Raw genomic sequence first — 17,363 nt, 5'->3', positions numbered from 1 at the left:
CTTTATTGGTTGCAGGTTATTTTTTGAGGCAGGAAGCCATAAGGACCTTTTACGTTAGGATTAAAAATTACAACACATCCTTTTGTTTTTTGAGGCAATTGTTGTGTTAGCTCAATTCCTGTCTGATTGTAATGGCACACAATATAAATGGTATCATGGGGAGAAAACTTCCATTCTGCTTTTTTCTTATTGATACGGTTGGGTTTTAAGCTGGCTTGAGCTTTGGGATGGCCAGAATAGAAAGACACATTACCCAGATAATTGTTTTTAATTCCGCTTAGGGTTTCCCAGCCATCAGGAGATGTCTGTATACGTTCAAGCGTGTTGATTTCTTTAGGGCATTGAGGGATATAGGTTTTTGCTTGTAAAAAAGCAGAAAATCCCATTAATGCCAGGCCAATTATTTTGTTCCAATTGCACACGGAAGACCCCCCATTGAGTAAACAGGTATCATATCATTAAATGATGAAAATGATTATCTGGTTGCCTTCATATTGATTCTTGCAAGTAAAGTGAGCTCTGGATCATTTTTTAATAATTCAAAAATTCTGTATAAATTTAAAGGCAGCAAAACTGAATGCAAAATAAATATAGGATGTAAATGATAACCCAAGCCATAAGTAATGAATGCAATATTACTACAAATGGCTATGAGTCTTAATGTCAGAATTTTTTTGACATAAAATGTTGCAAAGACTAAAGAAGAAGCTACATATCCAACCAAATCAATCATTGATTCCATTTTAACCTCCACTTCCAAATCCCTTTAATTCAACATAACACTGACTAGAGGAGATTAGCAAGTTTTTTAATCAATTCTTATGGTTTTCTTAAGTGTTGAAATGTATAATCGATGATCTTTGAGTTAAATATATTACCAAACAGGAATTTTTTGTTTATATTTGGAGACAATATGCCAGTTACTTCGTTAAAAAAATTTTTAAAAGATATTGGAAAGGAAAATAAAAAGAAGCATCAGGTAAAACTTGTTTTAAATACATCTCAGGATATTCAATTATTTTTAAATGCTATGCGAGATTCAAGAAATCAGGGAGTTTCATCCTTATCTGAACTTGATCTAAGCGGCACTCACTTTACTTCTCAAGAGTTGAGAGATTTCGTCTGCGTTCTTAATGATATACCTGGAATTAAATGTTTACGTTTAGATTTCTGTGGTCTTAAGGATAGTGACACAGTGGAGCTTTCCAAATTAACTTACATCAAAGAATTATCATTGAAGAGTAACCACTTAAAGAACCGCCCCATGTTTAATTCTATGCTCGAAGCGTTGTATTTGGATTATAATACGGAGCTCAGTGCAAGTTATGCGTTATTTAGTTTAAGTCGAAATGCTGCCGCTTTAAAAAAATTATCCTTACGTAATTGCGGTGTTACTGATACCAATTTAGAGTATTTGACTCGACCTGAGTCCAGGTTAAAAAATCTGACCCACTTTAATTTGCGAAGAAATAATATCACTCACCTTGGCGTGGAAAGTATTGCTCATCTTCAATCGTTGACTACTATTGATTTAAGTCAAAATACTGGAATTGGTGATGAGGGCGTGTTCAGGCTTGCGCCTTTAAAACAGCTCAGAACTCTGTATTTAGATAATTGTGGACTGGGGATAGAGGGGATTAAGGCGGTTGCCAAAATGAATTTATATACTGTGGATTTGAGTTTCAATCCCGGGTTAAAAAAAGAATGGAAATTGGATGAGTTGAAACCTAATCACACCATTCGAACATTATTATTAACATTTTGCAGCTTAAATGATAATCATGCCAAACTGATTGTTTCAAAATTTCCAGCCGCTACCAATTTAAATGTTGCAAATAATAATATGACCAGAGTCGGGGTAAAGACTTTATTGAGTAACCCGATTATAGAGAGTTTGGATGTCAGTACACAATCGCTTTATGCAAAACCGACAGGAGTTTCTGGCACTGGTATTTTATCTCCTCGAATAATGATGAGGAAAAAGGAAATAAAACAACAGGAAAAAGAAAAAGTACAGGATTTGCTAGATACTATTTGTAATACGATCACTTTAAAGAGTATTAATCTGGAACATACAGGCCTAACTCCCGGGATGTTATTAAGTTTAATTCCAGCTGAAACGGATCACAGACGGTATCTTAAGAAAATTAACGGCATTTCATGTAAAGAGCTTAAACCAAAATTAGAGCAACAAATTGCTTGGAGAAAAACTGAAAAGGAAAGTACTCCTCCTGTCATAACGGAAGTAGACGACTCCAAACCAGGTGATTTAATGATTAAGTCTGCCAATAGTTCTGCGACAGAGGTGCAAACAAGGGAGGATCATTTGAAAGACAGTCCCGATGAAAAAATAAAATCTCTGGAATTAGAGAATCAAAAATTAAGGGATGAACTTGCAGCAGCTCGTAAAAGAATTTTTGAATTGGAAAAACAGTTTTCAGCAGGATCCAAGTCAAGTAAAAAACCAACTATACCCAAATTGGCAATACCTGTTATGTTTCAAGATTTTACGAAAACAACAACAAATCAAATGAGTATCAATACCGATAATTCCATATCATCAGTACCTAAATAGCACAATTGTTGTAAGGGCAATTCAATACGACTAACATCAAAGGTGATGTTAGTCATGTCGAGGTTTACTTTTTTGTGCCAAAAATATGAGTTACGTGACCAATAATGGTTTCAACGGCATTTCGACAGGCTGGTGTTTCAGAGAGATCATTGAGCATCAGGAAGTCATGAATTGTGCCCAGATGACGAATGGCTGTGACTGTCACACCTGCTGCGATGAGCTTGTGAGCATAGGCTTCACCTTCATCACGTAAAACATCACATTCACCAGTAATGACCAGTGCTGGTGGTAATCCTTTAAGTTGCTCAATGGAAGCTTGTAGAGGGCTTGCTGTAATTTCCTTCCTTTTTTCTTTATTAGGCAAATATTTGTCCCAAAACCACTCCATTGCCTTTTTGGTTAACCAGGGGCCTTCAGCAAATTCTTTATAGGAAGCATTATCAAAATTGGCATCAGTCACTGGATAAACGAGTACTTGATAATCAATTTTGGGACCACCACGTTCTTTAGCAAGAAGAGTCATGACGCTGGTCATATTACCGCCAACACTGTCACCTGCAGCAACAAATCGTGAAGTATCCAGATTAAATTGTTTGCCGTGTTCTGCTATATATTTCATGGCAGCGTAAGATTCTTCTATTTGTGTCGGGTACTGAGCTTCCGGAGCTAAAGTGTATTTAACAAACACGACCGCGGCATGAGTACCCACTGCTATTTCTCGTACGAGACGGCCATGAGTTTGATAATCGCCAAAAACCCAGCCAGCACCATGAAAAAACATGATGACTGGTAATTTTTCTTTTGCGCCTTTAGGACGAACAATGCGAATATCAACTTTCCCGCTAGGTCCTACTGGCAAAGTTTTGTCTTCAACATCGACATCAGGTTTCTCGGTGGGCAAGGCTTGTAGTTGATCAAATATAACTCTTCCTTCAGCAACCGGGATGTCATAAATTGGTTTCCCACCTGCATTTTGTATTTTTTCAACAAATGACCAAGTTTTTGGTTCTATTTTTTTGCTTAAATCCATTTTGATTTTCCTTAATTTATAAATAGGGATGACTTCTTATGTATAGTATATTTAATTGAAAAATCAAGGAAAATTGAATTCGTTTGTGGATAGCAATAATTGGTAGATGGTGTTTGGGATTGTATTTACAATAAATTAAGTTTTGTTTTGGCATCGATCAAATTAATTTGCAAAAATATTAAATCAATCCAATGATATAAATTAGGTGAAATTAATTTATGAGTAAATTATGCTCCGATTCTTTGAGAAAGATTTGCAATATTCAGGAGGAAATATTTCCGACGATTCTTATTTAATGACAAAAATAATTGAAACAGCCATTTCCTCTGCTGATAAGGGAACTGTCTCTGCAGAAAAAATGCTTGGCGTGGTGAATCCAAATCAGATAGAAATAGTATCGGGTAGTGAGAATGCATATCGTTTAATTATTGATAAAATTAAAGAGGCTAAAAAACAAATACTTATTCAAGCTTTTGTATGGGAACCAAGCACTCAGGTTATCAAAGATATCCGAAACGCACTTTGCGAAATTAAGCATGAACTAGAAGTATTTCTTCTGGTCGATCAGTTGGATCGCTTGGCTCAAGTTTTTTATCATGGCGAAATATTTCCTAAAAAGCCAAAACATGATCCCGCCAGTTTAGGTTTAGATAATTTACCTCAGAATATTACATTGCATATAGGTACTCATGTGCATAATTCCATTGCGTCCAACCATAATAAAGCCATCTGGATTGATGGGGATGTCATTTTAACAGGGGCTAATTTTCAGCAGGAAAATTATGGTCCTAATGGGTTTCATGATGCTGCCATGTTTATTCCTGGAGGCGCAGCAGAAGCGGTTTTTTACGATTTTAAAGTCATGTGGGATAAGCGTACCAATAAATCTGATGCTCCGGAAATTTCTCCCATATATATAGAGCAGGAGTCAACAAAGTCCTATGGAAATTCTTGTTCTATACTCTATGTGACAAATACTATTAGACAGAAATTGGCAGCACTCCCTTTTTATAGGGAGCCTTTACCAGAAGACCCTTTGAATAATGCTTACATGGCTGCAATTAAATATGCCAAACATACTATCCGAATTGCTGTTCCTAATTTAAATGCCCCTGAAATCATCCATGCCCTTGCGGACTTTATTAATAATAGAAATGGCCATGTCTTTCTATTGATGGGGAAAGGATTCAATGATTCCCGTGAGAGGTTCTATGGTGGAACAAATCAGAGTTCGATTGAATATTTTAGTTCACTGCTTGATGAAGATAAGCGAGACAACTTGCAAATTCGTTGGTTTCATCGGGTAAATAATGAAGAAATTTCTATGAAGAGAGAGGTTATCCATATGAAATTTATGGCAATTGATGATGAGGTTGTTATTTACGGTTCATCGAATCTTGATTTGCTAAGTTTACATAATAGCCATGAAACAAATATTGTAATTGATAGCGCTGATTTTGCACAACGAGCAATAGAACAATTATATCTACCTGTCTTTGAAACGGGTATACCAGTATTGATATCCCCTAAAAAAACCTGTTTTGTTTGTTCTTGATTTTATGATGTTTTGATCAAGCCATGATTAATTTTAATTCTGATACATGAGTTCGGTATAAAAAATAATTCCATTTTTATCCAAACTCATGCAAATTATCGTCAATTAGAATAAATTTTATACGCATAAGTGTTGTAAAAGCTCAAGTTCACACAGGCCAGGCTATATAAATACAATCAGACTAATTTTTATTATTGGTTAGCTTTTTGCAATGCTTGCTGCTGTACTTGTTTAATCTGATCCTGTAGGGTTGTTTGTACTTGCTTAATCTGATCTTGAGTTTGAGAATTGATTGTTTGAATTTGTTCTTGTAATTGAGATTGAACTTGTTTAATTTGACTTTGTAATTGGGTGTTTAAAGCATCCAGTTGTTGCTGTTGTTTAGTTTGCATTTCCTGTAATTGAGATTGAATCTGAGCATTTAATTGCTGAATCTGTTCAGCCGGTGTGCCGGTCAATTGTGCTGGGGTTTCATCAGCATAAGTTAGGTTAAACAAAGATGTCAACATCAAAGAAGACAGTACATAAAATATCGCTTTTTTCATTTTTTATCTCCATTTATTGAAAAAGTCCAAATTATCCAATTTATTTTGTTTTAATAAGAATGCTAATTTAACTATAGCAGAATCAGAGTCAAAACTGATTTGTCTGAGATATAATGAAATGAAGTAGCTGATATTTACAATAGATGGAAAAATTATGGCCAAGGAATTTTGTATGCGCTGTTATATTTCAGGAAGAGTTCAGGGTGTATGGTATCGCGCCTCTGCCAAAAAAATGGCTGAACAATTGATGGTAAGTGGATGGGCTCGGAATTTAGCGGATGGTCGCGTTGAGGTCTTTGCTTGTGGAAAAGAAGATCAGTTAGAAGAGTTTTATAATTGGTTGCAACAAGGGCCGCTTAATGCAAGGGTTGATGTTTGTACACGTGAGAATTTACCTTGGGAAGATTATATAAGTTTTGATGTATTATAAAAAAGTCCCATAGCAATAATATTTTTACGTTCTTCCCAATTACCATAAGCTATACTCAATAAAGATGGTAAAGCGTATGGCATTAAAAAGACGGCATGTTAATAGTGTGGTGGGGGTTATTATATCCTTATTGGCAGCAATAACTCATCCACTCTTTGCAGAAGATACTCTTCCCCCGCTTGCTATAGATAAATCAGAGTTAGGAAAGGGAAAGGATGCCGTTGATAGTGGTTGGCTTCCTGATATCATTGGCTTACCTAATGAAGAGCAAGTTGAAAGCCTTACCAGACATGTTGCTGAGGTAATGACAGAAGAGGAAGACACGAATTGTAATGCAATAGACTACAATCTCAGAATGCTTGTTTTTCAAAATTTTGTAATTTATCAGCATATGGCGAATGCACAACACCATTATTTCAAAGAAAAAATGGTACTAAAATATGCTCACGTTCTTGCCATGATTCTAAAAGAAAGTAGCGGTGACCCAACTAATGTGACTGATATGAATGGTCGCTCAATATCTACAAGCAGACTTGGCACTAATTTGCTACGATGGAGCAAGCTATTAAAACTGACCATGCAAAATGGAATTAAATTGAATTATCAAACCAATTTTGGACTGACACAGCTCTCTGCTGACAGGTTGTTTGTTGCCTTTAAATTGGCTCAAGGGGGGAGTCATAACAAAGATTTTCTTGAGGGGAAATACGGTGATGCAACCCCTAACAAAGTAGATTTGAATTCTGCCATTGCCATTCGCAGGTTAATTTGGGTTTATCAGGGTTTTGCTCAAGGGCGATTAACACAAAACGATGAATGTATTCATGAGGAGGATATCTATAAACCTGAGTTTCATGAAAGGTACCAAACTGGCTTAAAAATGGCTCTTTTGTACTGTGGCACCAAATTTATGTATCGTGTTGATGATCAAGATGTTTGGGCTAATCAAAATTCAGCCTTTGAAATGGCTATGGCCTCTATTGCTTATTGCAAGCTGGGTAATTCAAAAACAGGATATGGCAGGGATGAAATGGATGAACGGTGTTTTGCAAAATGGGTAACTTTATGTCCAGCTTTAAATGTGAATATAGCACTCCTTACGCCGCTTAGTTATTTTCAAACCAGAAAAATTAAACCAATGTGTATCGCTACGTTTAATCGTTTGCTTAATAAAGACCCCAAAAATCCATAGCCTTGGTCTTATCGCATTGAGCATTTAAAATCCTACCGTTACTTGCCAGTTACCTGTTAATCTAATTAATGGGTTTTGATGGCTAGAACACCTAAGTGGAGGGAAACTTGCTCTGAATCTTGTAAAAAGCTAATGTGCATTGATATGTTACATTTTCCACTGCTAATCACAGTTTTGGCTTTGAATGCAATTTCCGTCAGAATCACATTGCTGGACTGTCTGGCAGTTATACCCCGTATTGTTTATTATATATGTTGGCGTAGCATATACTGGAGCAACCCAGCCATAGCCCGGATGATAATTACCAACGTTTATAACATTATGATTGTAATAATCTGGATGATACCATCCTATATCGCCTACATTTGTGTGAATTCCACCGACGAAATGAGCTCCAGAACAAACCATAGAGGCAAATAAACCAATGATGAGGATAAGTGCGCGAGAAATGGGAAAATTCCATTTGGGTGTGCTCATAATCATCTCCTTTTGAAAGAATTATTCCACCATGCCAATATTGTATAAGTATAGTTCTTTTATTGTTCTCTGTGGGTTTGTGTTGCGTAAGGCAAAAAAATTAACTGATTTAATATAAATTGATTATAGGCAATGATTCTGAAGTAGTTCATTAATAGAGCGATTATGCTTTCTAAGAATTGCTTTAGCTTGAATCTGGCTATGCCCAACGTTAGTTGATGATTTCTTTTAAAATAAATTTCGTTGAGTCTGATTGGCTTTTGGATGACTTTACGTTATAGGCAATCGATGTGCTATAGCACATCGATTTAAAAACCTCTAACCTGCGAGAGCTTGAGTTTGGATTGTATTTTCTTCTGATGAAACGGGTGTTGGAGGTTGTTTTTCCTCGGTTGCCATAATGCCTAATTTACCAAGTACTTGTGCATTACTATATGGAGTGGGCTTACGTGAATGTTGGAGTTGTTCCAACCGTTTAACTACCTCTTCTTGACGTTCCAATAGTTCCTGATAACGTTTGTTACTGAAGTTCAATTCTTCTTTAACGAGGCACAGTTCACGCTCAGCTTCGCATATACGTTGAGCAACATCATTAAAACTTTGTTCTTTATTAGACAGAAAATCGTTCAATTTATTTTGAAATGATTCCCGATGGTTGTGATCTGCAATAGCGGTTTGAGACAATTTTTCTACAGTATCTTTTAATACTTGGGTAACAGACTCAGCCTTTTCAATTTCTACTGCCATTTCCTTTTTAACTTGATCTAACTCAGAAATTTTTTCAGATAATTCAATTTCATTTTTTGCAATTTCTTCTCTTATTCTGTTTAATTCTTCCTGGTTTATCTGTAATAATTCTGCTTGAACTTGTACTTTTCCATCCAGTGTTTCAGATGTTTTTCCCAATTCTTCTCTGACTTTACGTAAAGTTTGTTCGGTTTTTTGTAATTGTTCTGCTTGTTTTGTTAATCGCATAATTTGATCACTCAGTTGAGTAACGTTGAGGTTTAATCTATCATTTTCTTCATGAAAATATTCAATTTGTTCAGCAATTTGCTTGCGGAGAGGCTCAAAAGATTCGATAACTTTCCCCAAGTTATCTGCCAAACCTATCATTTCTTCTTTTAGGCGATCAGTAATATGTTCTTCTTTCTGGACATGATTTTCAAGAAGCAGGGCACTACCAACATAAGTCACTAGAGTCAGGGCACTGATCACTATAAGAGAGGCCACTTGAATTGCAATTCCAAGTGTTAAGGTGGGAACAATCAATACTATTCCAAGAGTAATTTTTAACCATAACTGCATTTCTCCCCAGTAGGCAGCAACACGGCCAAAAAAACTGCGATTTTTTGCCAAGGAATCTATAACTGTCGCAATATGTTTTTTGATTTGATCAAAATTTTCCTGGGTGGTTTCCAATACTTTCAGTTTTTTTACTAATATTTCCGTGTTTTCTTCAGGGAGGGGTCTGTCGTTGGGGTTATCCTCTTCTATTTCATCAACGGATAGATTGGTTTTTGGAGTATCTGTCATGATTCATATTCCTTTATTTCCATTTTGACTACATTCAACCCGAAAGAGCTTGTAATCCACTTCTTTCTGGTTCAATCCCATGAGTTCCCTGAACAGGTCAAACATTCATGATTCTATCGAATAATTTTAAGCCAGTCATTATTTTTTTAGAGCTGCACTCTGTACATGACAGGATTTTTTGTCATATAAAGAGTGAGTGGCATCAGACAAGGGGACGATTCAATTTTCAGGTTTTCTAATTAGAACGCTTGCCTATGCTGTTCTTTTTATTTTTATTGCTGTGTTCAGCGGTGCTCATTTACTGCCTGTAAACTCCGCCCCTCAAAACGTTTGTGCCTTGCCCTAAAGCAAAAATAATCAGCTAATACCAGAGCTCTATTCAACCAGGAGGTTGGGGGTTTTTCCTGACGGGCTGATCCATCAACCGATTGGTTAATGCAATGGCTAGGGCCGAAACAATTAAAGTTAAATGAATCACAACCTGCCACATAATGGAATAATTGCTAAGTTTTGCAGGGTCTATAAAAGTTCTTAACAGATGAATCGAGGAGATACCTATCAGTGAAAGAGCCAGTTTGATTTTCATAGCTCCTGCATCAAAATGGTCAAGCCATTCAGGTTGATCAGGGTGGGAATCCAATTGTAAATGGGATACAAAGGTTTCATAGCCGCCCATAACTACCATAATCAGAAGGTTCGCGATCATGACGACGTCAATAAGGTCCAATACTCCAAGCATGATATGGGTGTCATCCAGACCTTTAAGATGAAAAATGAGTTCGAATAATTCAATGATGAAGCGATACACATATCCGGCCAGTATCAAGATCAGTCCAAGATACAAGGGAAGTTGAAGCCATCTTCCCATAAAAATTAGATTACTAATGCCAAGTTTGATTCGATTCATTTGCCAATTCACTACAAAATAAAACTCATAGACAGAATGGCTTTATGATAAGCTTTCCTGAACGTTTTGTTAATACTTTTAATATTCATATTATATATAATATGATCATACCTGAGTCGTACTTAAATGTTATACTCTGCGGACAATTAACAAAAAGCTATTTGCTATCGACATGATTATTGATCATACTAACTTATTGATTAATAAAAAATAATTTTCTATAGTTAAGGATAATTGATGAAATATTTACACACGATGGTCAGGGTTTCGAATTTAGAACAATCACTCGATTTTTATTGTAATAAATTGGGATTGGTAGAAGTAAAACGTACTGAAAATGCCAAAGGCCGTTTTACCTTGGTATTTTTAACTGCTCCTGACGATATGGAACAAGTTAAAACTTCTTATGGCCCAATGTTAGAGTTGACTTATAACTGGGATCCAGAAGACTATACAGAGGGAAGAAATTTTGGTCATTTGGCATATCATGTGGATGATATCTATAAACTCTGCCAACATTTACAGGAATGTGGTGTAGTAATTAATAGGCCGCCAAGAGATGGTCATATGGCTTTTATTCGATCTCCTGATAATATTTCTATAGAATTATTGCAAAAGGGGGAGCCTTTGCCAAAGCAGGAACCTTGGTCATCAGCACCCAATATTGGACATTGGTAACCTGAAAATTGCATTCTGGTAGTGAGCAATTGAAATAATTTAATCATACTAAAATAGTATTTTTAGTATTTTGGGCCGAATGGCGATGTTGAATCAATCGATGCAAATTTTAAAATCACTATCAGATGGTATGGGAACTGCAGGGGGGGTAGCATGGACTACATTTGGCCTGGTATTTGGTTCTTTTGGACTCACTGTTGGTAACTCGGCACTGACTGTCTCATTGGGTGTCATTTCCGCCTGTTTATTCTTATTAGTCGCAATACCTGTCACTTATTGGTCTTATTGCAACTCTTATGAAGAAAATGATGAATTAAGACATGCTATTAAAGGACAAGAAAATCAAATCGTTCATTATTTGACGGAATACTTATTGGCTACCAAACAGGAGTGTTTGCTTAAAAACCCCCAAAAATATCGTCATGATTATGATAAGTCTGTGTTGGTCGAAGAGCTTAAAAATCGATTATTAAAAAATAGGTCAAAACAGCCTGTTTCGTCTTCGACAGCAGTATTTCTAAACTGTCTATTTGATGATAATCATCAAAGCTCTATTGTGGGCAAGTTAACGGATATTAACACCATGGATCATTCGGTACTTAAAAAGGAATTATTGATTCTTTATCGTGATCATGTTTTTTTAAAGTATGAAGAGCTTTCCCTATTTGCCAAATTAAAAACTGGATTTATTGCATTTTGTGCCGGATTTGGCTCACTGGCGGGTTGTTCCTGTGGTTCATTGGGTTTGCTTACAGCCCTTGGGATTTTTCCCGGTTTTGCTGCAGTTCCTTTGGTTGGGTGGACAATTATCGGTATCGCTTGTGTTTTTGGTTTGCTGATGTCTGGAATGAGTCTTAATACTTCAATCCAAAGGAGTAAAGAAAAACAGTTATTTGTTCAAAGTGAAACAATCCATCATGATTTAAAAAATTTGGCGATGTTGAAAACTATATCTGTTAAGGCCGAGTTAAAAGCACAAACCAAATATCAAATCAGAGGCAAAGAAGAATTAACAGAGAAATTAACAATGCCCAAGCTGCTGAAACGTTCTTCTTCATTTAATAGTTATTTTTATAGAAACCATCCCTTATGGAACATTTCACACAACTCTCCAGAGGCTTCAAAATATAGCTTTGAAAACTTTAGTTCTCCTTTTTTACTTTAGCAAAAAGAATTGATTATACGTTAATTACTTGCATTGATTAATCTTTTGAAGACGAGATACGCACCATTAGTCTATCCAAAACCTACAACATTTGTACTATAGCTGTATTGAATTTTATTTTCGGTATGAATGCTCATATTTTGAGTATCATATTTTTCAAAAAGAGTATGGGCTTCCTGAAATCCTTTATGTATTGTGTGGACAAAGCGGTTAGCAAGATCCAATCCTAACTCTTTATATCCATATCTATTCAAACCGAGTACGGCAAAATGTTGCAAAGGAGCCCATCCGAAAGGGGCATCCCACTGTGTACTCCCTGAATATAACAACTGGTTAACAATCCCCCTCTGGCTAATAGAATGGGGAGGTTATTAGCAAGGGATTGAGCTAGGTCTTTGGATGCAATACCTGCCCACAAGGGATAGAAAGTAGTTGCATAAATATAGGGTCTCAGTTGTTTTGTTTTAAAGTTATAATCAAAATAATAACCGGCCTTATCATCCCAAAGATAATGGTTTATAAGTGTTGCTCGGGCTTCGGCTTTTTGAGTCCAAATAGTGGTATTTTCTTTATTACCAAGAATTTTATAAATTATGCCCAGATCATTTTCCATTTGATAAATTAATACATTCAAATCGACTGGTGCGTAGTCCAGAATGCCCGCACTGAAAGGGCCAAATTTGGCAGTAATGTCAAAACCAGACTCTCTGACTGTTCGGTCAGCAATATAAAATAGTTCCGTTAACTGGTTTGATGCTTTACTATAAAAAAGGGACTTATCATAATCATTGATGTCATGGGTTTTAAAATAATTTAAAACTTTTTCATAATATACTGTTGATTCCTCTGGAGGCTTTCCCTGGCCACCAGCATAATAACGAGACAAACCAAGTTCGGGGATTAGGTGTGGAGGAGTCGTCCAGTAAGTATGAAGTTTTTTGATGGCTGGTAAAGTCGATTCAAGCCATTTTCTATCTTGGGTTTTGTCATAATAAGCTAAAATCATTGCTGTGAGTAAAGGGGGTTGTGAACGTTCGAGGTAGTAGTAGGTTCTGTTTGCATTTAGGATAGTCCCTTAATGGTCAATTTCATAGATGAGATTATCAATCATGTGTCGAGCCATTGTCAGACGATTATGCTCTATTAGGCCCAATTCTATAAAATAACTATCCCAGCCATACATTTCATTAAATCTTCCCCCTACAATATAGGGATGAGGCAAATACAGCAAACCATGCTGTTTTATTGTTGAAATGTCCCGGGGAAGGTATTTAAAAATGGCTTTCTTTTTTTTCCATTCGGGCCAATTTTGAGTGACTGTGTTTTTATTTTATTGAGATTTTCTTCTTGCGGTAAGTAGATAATCGATTGAGTATGGGGTAATTTTTCATCAGAGCCAGACAAGAGACTGGCATTGTCTCTGGTTAGTGTATTCCAGGTCTGCTCTATGTATTGATTAATCTCTTGCATGTTCGATTGAGACTCCATCGGTGGATGGGTAAAGCCAAGATTAAAGCTGGAGAAGAAAATAATAAAGACTAAGAAACTTCGCATCCATATCCCTGTTATTTTTTAATTAAAAAATATTTACCTTGCCTGGTTTAAACCGAATTTAAAGTATGAGTTCTATTACAACCTTTGTTTTCGGGCTGGCCAAATATTTTTTGGATTAAACTCTCATGGGCAAAAATTTTCGCTGTAATAATATTTCACTAATATTCATTTTTATTGATAAAAATGGTACAGCGATTTGGATTTATCCATGATTTTGATGCAAAAAAAGGTTGTCTTGTAAAAGACTTCCATTAAATATGGAAAAACCACTTGACAGCAATAAGGCGTCTAATTAAACTGCAAGCCTTATTTTGGGGTTATAGCTCAGCTGGGAGAGCGCTTGCATGGCATGCAAGAGGTCGGCGGTTCGATCCCGCCTAGCTCCACCATCAACATCGTTGTATGTTGATGGTTAAAAAATACTAGGTCCCCATCGTCTAGAGGCCTAGGACATCGCCCTTTCACGGCGGTAACGGGGGTTCGAATCCCCCTGGGGACGCCATTATTTGGTATTTAAATAATGTTGTAGTGTTTTGAGGTAAGAGATCCAGGTCCCCATCGTCTAGAGGCCTAGGACATCGCCCTTTCACGGCGGTAACGGGGGTTCGAATCCCCCTGGGGACGCCATTATTTGTCATAAAGCCAATGACTATTATTTTAAAGTCATTTCTGCTATCTAAAGTCTTTCAAAAATTGTTCTTGTATTAAATCCAAATAATCTCTCATGCATTCGATAAGCGTACTCATCAGTCATGTTTGCTAAATAATCACAAACGACTCTATAGGCAGCCACCTCGTCTGGAGCTTGAGAAAATAACACTCGATTTTTATTATCGAGCAAACTGGCTGGATTGGAACTAATGGCATCAAATAACCGAAGTACGACCGTTTGACCACCGTATTCAAAAGTACGTGCTTCTTGAGAATCAATGACATTATTATAGATACATTGCATTAAATAGTTGAGGAGGGCATGGGCTTCGGGAATCAGTGTAATATTATGTTTTAGTAAGCTGTTTTCAAATTCTTCATTGATTACAATGACTTGAGTCGACGTAATAAAATAATTGACCATTTCTCCGATAGCTTGTTTTCTTAAACAGATTTCTGGAGAAAATAATGAATTAAGCAAACGTTCCATATGTATTGAGAGAGTTGTTTCTCCGATTAATTGCCTGAACTCAGAGGTATCAAGATGTGAACGGTTAATTAATCTTAAGTGAATTGCATCTTCAAGATCATGAACTCCATAGGCAATATCGTCTGCAGTGTCCATAATAGAGCAATCAAAATTATGAAAGGCTGCTTTACCTGTTTGAGTACCATTGGGCTTTACAGAGAGGGATTGAAATAATTCTCTATCATTATCTGATAAAGGCGATAATAACCAATCGACCTCTGGCTGCTCGCAATCAAAATAAGCTTTAGGTGGTAGCCAATCGTTGATTTTAATTGTTTTGTGAATCGATTCATGAATAGGAGGTTGTTTGGGAGCCACCACATGAGAGCGTTTTACGGGGTATTTTAAAATACCTAACAGGGCGCGACGAGTAAGATCCAGGCCAAACCCACCGTAACTATTTTCAACTTTTGTCAGTAAGCGTAGAGTTTGCCCATTACCTTCAAATCCTCCATAATCTCGCATCATATAATTCAGTGCAACTTCTCCTCCATGTCCAAAGGGAGGATGGCCAATGTCATGAAGCAAACAAATAACACTGATGAGATCATCATTTGGCAAAAGGTTGGACAATAACAATTGGTGTTCCTGATGGGTCATCAAATTACGAACAATACTTCTACCGATGGAGTCTACTTCCAGCGAGTGTGTTAAGCGGGTTCTATGAAAATCACCTTCATCTGTTCCAAGAATTTGTGTTTTTCTTTGGAGTCTTCTAAATGCCGGACAGTGTATTACTCGTGTCCTATCTCGCTCATAGGGATCTCTATGATCTTGAGAGCCTCTTTGATTAGTTTGACCAGAACGTCTATGAGTCCACATATCTTTTGCCCTTATTCTACAAACTAATTACTTTATTCTATACCATGTTGGGAAACAATATAGTCTTTGCGTAATCCCTGGAAAATCATACGATTGCTTGTAATAGCTTTCAGTTTTTGTATGCAGAGCAAGAGGAATTTATTCGTACGCTGGTATCAATAACCCCAGTAATGGGTTTTCTATTCGCAATTTGCAAGTAATTTAATTGCCGACAATTTGAGTGGTTGAATGGCATAAGCAGCTAAAGCTGCAACAAAATGAGTCATAGCATTGATAATAGAACGATGGCGAGTATGCCATACTTGATAGCAATGCTTTAAGTGACCTATAACTGTTTCAATATTTCCTCTCTGATTCAGTAATTGCTTTTCATAATTAGAGATATCAAGCTTGTCTTTCATATTTTTACGTTTTCTAGTGATTAGTTTTAAACTACTGTTAATAAGTTCTTCAAATATTTTTTTACCGATATAGCCCTTATCGCCAAAAGCAAGACCCTTAAGCGACTTTAATAAAGGCACAGCTTCCTGGTTATCACTTTTATTACCTCTGGTGATTTTAAATGCCAGTAATTCACCTTGATTATTGGCTACAATATGCAATTTTAGACCCAAAAACCAACCAACAGAAGTCTTGCCGTATTCAGCAACACAATCAAATGTCTTATGTCTTTTGGAGCGTTTTATATAGCAAACTGGTAGACAACTTGAGTCAATATAATAGATCCCTGTTTGATTTCCGGCTTTTAGTTGGGTAAAAATTGTCAATGGAAAAATAGCTCGATTGAGCAAACTCACAAAGCGTCCATAGCTTGGCAAATTAGGAAAACAGCTCTTATGATAGAAGCCTATGAAGCCCGTGTAAAAATTTTTAAAATCCCTTTGAAACATAACTAAAATAGTCATAATTTCACTAATCGACATGCTGCAAGCTGGTCCACGGTTACTTTTTGTAGGCCCTGATAGCATGTAATGCTGACAATGCTTATCTAACTCATTGCAGAAATCATCTATTTCACAGAAAATAGTTACAAGCTGGTGCATATCCATATCACAATTTCCTTTGGTCGGGAAAAAATTGCGATACTACGATGTTCCAGCTACTTTTGCTATTTCAAAATGGGATAACTCTTTGAGCAAAAATTAATTTTAAATCTTAATGCCCAGTACTGGTTTACGTTAAATATATAAAGTAAAGTCACAACATATGAGCATATTATTAGAAACCTCAAGACTGTTAATTAAAACACCCATCTTAGATGATCTTGAGTATTGGTATCTCCTGCATTCTGATGAACATGTTATGGAATATATGGGTGGAGTCCAAAGCAAGTCAGTAATTCAGGAATGGCTTCAAAGTGATATTTTGCATTACATCAAACATCATTTCACTATGGGTTCTGTTTTCGAGAAAAACAATAATGAATTCATTGGTCGTGCTGGGCTTGTTTATCTTGATCACAATGATAATCAACCGGATATCGAAATTGGATATGTTTTACATAAAAAATACTGGGGTCAGGGGTATGGAGTTGAATTAGTGAAGGCATTAATTGATTGGGGATTTGCTCATTTAGCTGTTGATAAATTAGTTGTTATTACTCGCCCGGAAAATACAAAGTCAAAGCGTTTATTAGAAAAATGTGGCTTTCATTATGTAAGAATCATTGTCTTTGGTAATCTGGATTTTCTATTGTATGAAGTGCATAAATAACGTT

The 17,363-nt window shown here is 36.3% G+C and carries 17 protein-coding genes, 3 tRNA genes and 1 pseudogene; 10 read left to right on the top strand and 11 right to left on the bottom strand.

The features are described 5' to 3' along the window. Positions 1-2 precede the first annotated feature (2 nt). The gene (locus OQJ02_RS08980; RefSeq protein ID WP_265718847.1) at positions 3-422 is read right to left on the bottom strand and encodes an STY0301 family protein; all 420 of its coding nucleotides are present in this window, start codon (positions 420-422) and stop codon (positions 3-5) included. 53 nt (positions 423-475) lie between these two features. Next, on the bottom strand, positions 476-742 hold the full coding sequence (locus OQJ02_RS08975; RefSeq protein WP_265718846.1) for a hypothetical protein: 267 nt from the start codon (positions 740-742) through the stop codon (positions 476-478). 171 nt (positions 743-913) lie between these two features. Here OQJ02_RS08975 and OQJ02_RS08970 point away from each other — a divergent pair, with 171 nt between their 5' ends. Next, positions 914-2,575 (top strand): secretion system protein, encoded by a 1,662-nt coding sequence (locus OQJ02_RS08970; protein ID WP_322783383.1) that lies wholly within the window; start codon positions 914-916, stop codon positions 2,573-2,575. Positions 2,576-2,639: 64 nt separating this feature from the next. Here the strand turns inward: OQJ02_RS08970 and OQJ02_RS08965 are convergent, their stop codons facing one another. After that, positions 2,640-3,605, bottom strand: coding sequence for an alpha/beta hydrolase (locus OQJ02_RS08965; protein ID WP_265718844.1), 966 nt, complete (start codon positions 3,603-3,605; stop codon positions 2,640-2,642). A 229-nt stretch (positions 3,606-3,834) separates the two neighbouring features. Between OQJ02_RS08965 and OQJ02_RS08960 the strand changes: the two genes are divergently transcribed. Further along, the gene (locus OQJ02_RS08960; RefSeq protein WP_265718843.1) at positions 3,835-5,160 is read left to right on the top strand and encodes a phospholipase D-like domain-containing protein; all 1,326 of its coding nucleotides are present in this window, start codon (positions 3,835-3,837) and stop codon (positions 5,158-5,160) included. Between the two features lie 191 nt (positions 5,161-5,351). On the opposite strand, the gene OQJ02_RS08955 is transcribed toward OQJ02_RS08960, so the two are convergent. Continuing rightward, positions 5,352-5,705 (bottom strand): hypothetical protein, encoded by a 354-nt coding sequence (locus tag OQJ02_RS08955; protein WP_265718842.1) that lies wholly within the window; start codon positions 5,703-5,705, stop codon positions 5,352-5,354. Between the two features lie 154 nt (positions 5,706-5,859). On the opposite strand from OQJ02_RS08955, the gene OQJ02_RS08950 reads away from it, so the two are divergent. Both OQJ02_RS08950 and OQJ02_RS08945 read left to right on the top strand, forming a co-directional pair. Continuing rightward, positions 5,860-6,135 (top strand): acylphosphatase, encoded by a 276-nt coding sequence (locus tag OQJ02_RS08950; RefSeq protein ID WP_265718841.1) that lies wholly within the window; start codon positions 5,860-5,862, stop codon positions 6,133-6,135. 76 nt (positions 6,136-6,211) lie between these two features. Continuing rightward, entirely contained in the window at positions 6,212-7,327 is a 1,116-nt protein-coding gene (locus OQJ02_RS08945; protein ID WP_265718840.1) for a hypothetical protein, read from the top strand. A 162-nt stretch (positions 7,328-7,489) separates the two neighbouring features. Here the strand turns inward: OQJ02_RS08945 and OQJ02_RS08940 are convergent, their stop codons facing one another. From OQJ02_RS08940 to OQJ02_RS08930, 3 genes are all read right to left on the bottom strand, one after another. Next, on the bottom strand, positions 7,490-7,804 hold the full coding sequence (locus OQJ02_RS08940) for a hypothetical protein (RefSeq protein ID WP_265718839.1): 315 nt from the start codon (positions 7,802-7,804) through the stop codon (positions 7,490-7,492). Between the two features lie 318 nt (positions 7,805-8,122). Further along, positions 8,123-9,340, bottom strand: coding sequence for a LegC2/C7 family Dot/Icm T4SS effector (locus tag OQJ02_RS08935; RefSeq protein WP_265718838.1), 1,218 nt, complete (start codon positions 9,338-9,340; stop codon positions 8,123-8,125). A gap of 379 nt (positions 9,341-9,719) precedes the next feature. Then, a complete protein-coding gene (locus OQJ02_RS08930; RefSeq protein WP_265718837.1) occupies positions 9,720-10,247 on the bottom strand; it encodes a TIGR00645 family protein in 528 nt (175 codons plus the stop codon). A gap of 237 nt (positions 10,248-10,484) precedes the next feature. Between OQJ02_RS08930 and OQJ02_RS08925 the strand changes: the two genes are divergently transcribed. After that, the gene (locus OQJ02_RS08925; protein WP_265718836.1) at positions 10,485-10,925 is read left to right on the top strand and encodes a VOC family protein; all 441 of its coding nucleotides are present in this window, start codon (positions 10,485-10,487) and stop codon (positions 10,923-10,925) included. A 100-nt stretch (positions 10,926-11,025) separates the two neighbouring features. After that, the gene (locus tag OQJ02_RS08920) at positions 11,026-12,090 is read left to right on the top strand and encodes a hypothetical protein (protein WP_265718835.1); all 1,065 of its coding nucleotides are present in this window, start codon (positions 11,026-11,028) and stop codon (positions 12,088-12,090) included. Between the two features lie 71 nt (positions 12,091-12,161). Here the strand turns inward: OQJ02_RS08920 and OQJ02_RS15470 are convergent. Both OQJ02_RS15470 and OQJ02_RS08910 read right to left on the bottom strand, forming a co-directional pair. Next, a pseudogene (locus tag OQJ02_RS15470) lies at positions 12,162-13,345 on the bottom strand (trehalase family glycosidase). Then, positions 13,333-13,644, bottom strand: a complete 312-nt coding sequence (locus OQJ02_RS08910) for a hypothetical protein (protein ID WP_265718833.1) — start codon at positions 13,642-13,644, stop codon at positions 13,333-13,335. The pseudogene OQJ02_RS15470 and the gene OQJ02_RS08910 overlap by 13 nt, the downstream one beginning before the upstream one ends. 313 nt (positions 13,645-13,957) lie before the next feature. Between OQJ02_RS08910 and OQJ02_RS08905 the strand changes: the two genes are divergently transcribed. From OQJ02_RS08905 to OQJ02_RS08895, 3 genes are all read left to right on the top strand, one after another. Further along, positions 13,958-14,033: transfer RNA gene (locus OQJ02_RS08905), tRNA-Ala, on the top strand. A 37-nt stretch (positions 14,034-14,070) separates the two neighbouring features. After that, positions 14,071-14,146 (top strand) — tRNA-Glu (locus OQJ02_RS08900). Between the two features lie 49 nt (positions 14,147-14,195). Continuing rightward, positions 14,196-14,271 (top strand) — tRNA-Glu (locus tag OQJ02_RS08895). Between the two features lie 49 nt (positions 14,272-14,320). On the opposite strand, the gene OQJ02_RS08890 is transcribed toward OQJ02_RS08895, so the two are convergent. Continuing rightward, positions 14,321-15,646 carry an anti-phage deoxyguanosine triphosphatase gene (locus tag OQJ02_RS08890; RefSeq protein WP_265718832.1) on the bottom strand — a complete coding sequence of 442 codons (1,326 nt, stop codon included), beginning with the start codon at positions 15,644-15,646 and terminating at the stop codon, positions 14,321-14,323. 179 nt (positions 15,647-15,825) lie between these two features. Then, positions 15,826-16,695 (bottom strand): IS982 family transposase, encoded by an 870-nt coding sequence (locus tag OQJ02_RS08885; protein WP_265718831.1) that lies wholly within the window; start codon positions 16,693-16,695, stop codon positions 15,826-15,828. Positions 16,696-16,852: 157 nt separating this feature from the next. On the opposite strand from OQJ02_RS08885, the gene OQJ02_RS08880 reads away from it, so the two are divergent. Next, positions 16,853-17,359, top strand: coding sequence for a GNAT family N-acetyltransferase (locus OQJ02_RS08880; protein WP_265718830.1), 507 nt, complete (start codon positions 16,853-16,855; stop codon positions 17,357-17,359). The last annotated feature ends 4 nt before the right edge of the window (positions 17,360-17,363 follow it).

The organism is Legionella sp. PATHC032, assembly GCF_026191185.1.
In the GTDB taxonomy this organism is placed as follows: domain Bacteria; phylum Pseudomonadota; class Gammaproteobacteria; order Legionellales; family Legionellaceae; genus Legionella.
Note: the sequence above shows the minus strand (reverse complement) of the source record. Positions and strands in the feature narration are given on the sequence as shown.

Coding starts and splice junctions, on each gene's coding strand:
- OQJ02_RS08940 (WP_265718839.1), bottom strand. CDS start 7,804: ATGAGCACACCCAAATGGAATTTTCCCATTTCTCGCGCACTTATCCTC.
- OQJ02_RS08920 (WP_265718835.1), top strand. CDS start 11,026: ATGCAAATTTTAAAATCACTATCAGATGGTATGGGAACTGCAGGGGGG.
- OQJ02_RS08955 (WP_265718842.1), bottom strand. CDS start 5,705: ATGAAAAAAGCGATATTTTATGTACTGTCTTCTTTGATGTTGACATCT.
- OQJ02_RS08975 (WP_265718846.1), bottom strand. CDS start 742: ATGGAATCAATGATTGATTTGGTTGGATATGTAGCTTCTTCTTTAGTC.
- OQJ02_RS08885 (WP_265718831.1), bottom strand. CDS start 16,695: ATGGATATGCACCAGCTTGTAACTATTTTCTGTGAAATAGATGATTTC.
- OQJ02_RS08965 (WP_265718844.1), bottom strand. CDS start 3,605: ATGGATTTAAGCAAAAAAATAGAACCAAAAACTTGGTCATTTGTTGAA.
- OQJ02_RS08880 (WP_265718830.1), top strand. CDS start 16,853: ATGAGCATATTATTAGAAACCTCAAGACTGTTAATTAAAACACCCATC.
- OQJ02_RS08930 (WP_265718837.1), bottom strand. CDS start 10,247: ATGAATCGAATCAAACTTGGCATTAGTAATCTAATTTTTATGGGAAGA.
- OQJ02_RS08935 (WP_265718838.1), bottom strand. CDS start 9,340: ATGACAGATACTCCAAAAACCAATCTATCCGTTGATGAAATAGAAGAG.
- OQJ02_RS08890 (WP_265718832.1), bottom strand. CDS start 15,646: ATGTGGACTCATAGACGTTCTGGTCAAACTAATCAAAGAGGCTCTCAA.
- OQJ02_RS08950 (WP_265718841.1), top strand. CDS start 5,860: ATGGCCAAGGAATTTTGTATGCGCTGTTATATTTCAGGAAGAGTTCAG.
- OQJ02_RS08970 (WP_322783383.1), top strand. CDS start 914: ATGCCAGTTACTTCGTTAAAAAAATTTTTAAAAGATATTGGAAAGGAA.
- OQJ02_RS08945 (WP_265718840.1), top strand. CDS start 6,212: ATGGCATTAAAAAGACGGCATGTTAATAGTGTGGTGGGGGTTATTATA.
- OQJ02_RS08925 (WP_265718836.1), top strand. CDS start 10,485: ATGAAATATTTACACACGATGGTCAGGGTTTCGAATTTAGAACAATCA.
- OQJ02_RS08960 (WP_265718843.1), top strand. CDS start 3,835: ATGCTCCGATTCTTTGAGAAAGATTTGCAATATTCAGGAGGAAATATT.
- OQJ02_RS08910 (WP_265718833.1), bottom strand. CDS start 13,644: ATGCGAAGTTTCTTAGTCTTTATTATTTTCTTCTCCAGCTTTAATCTT.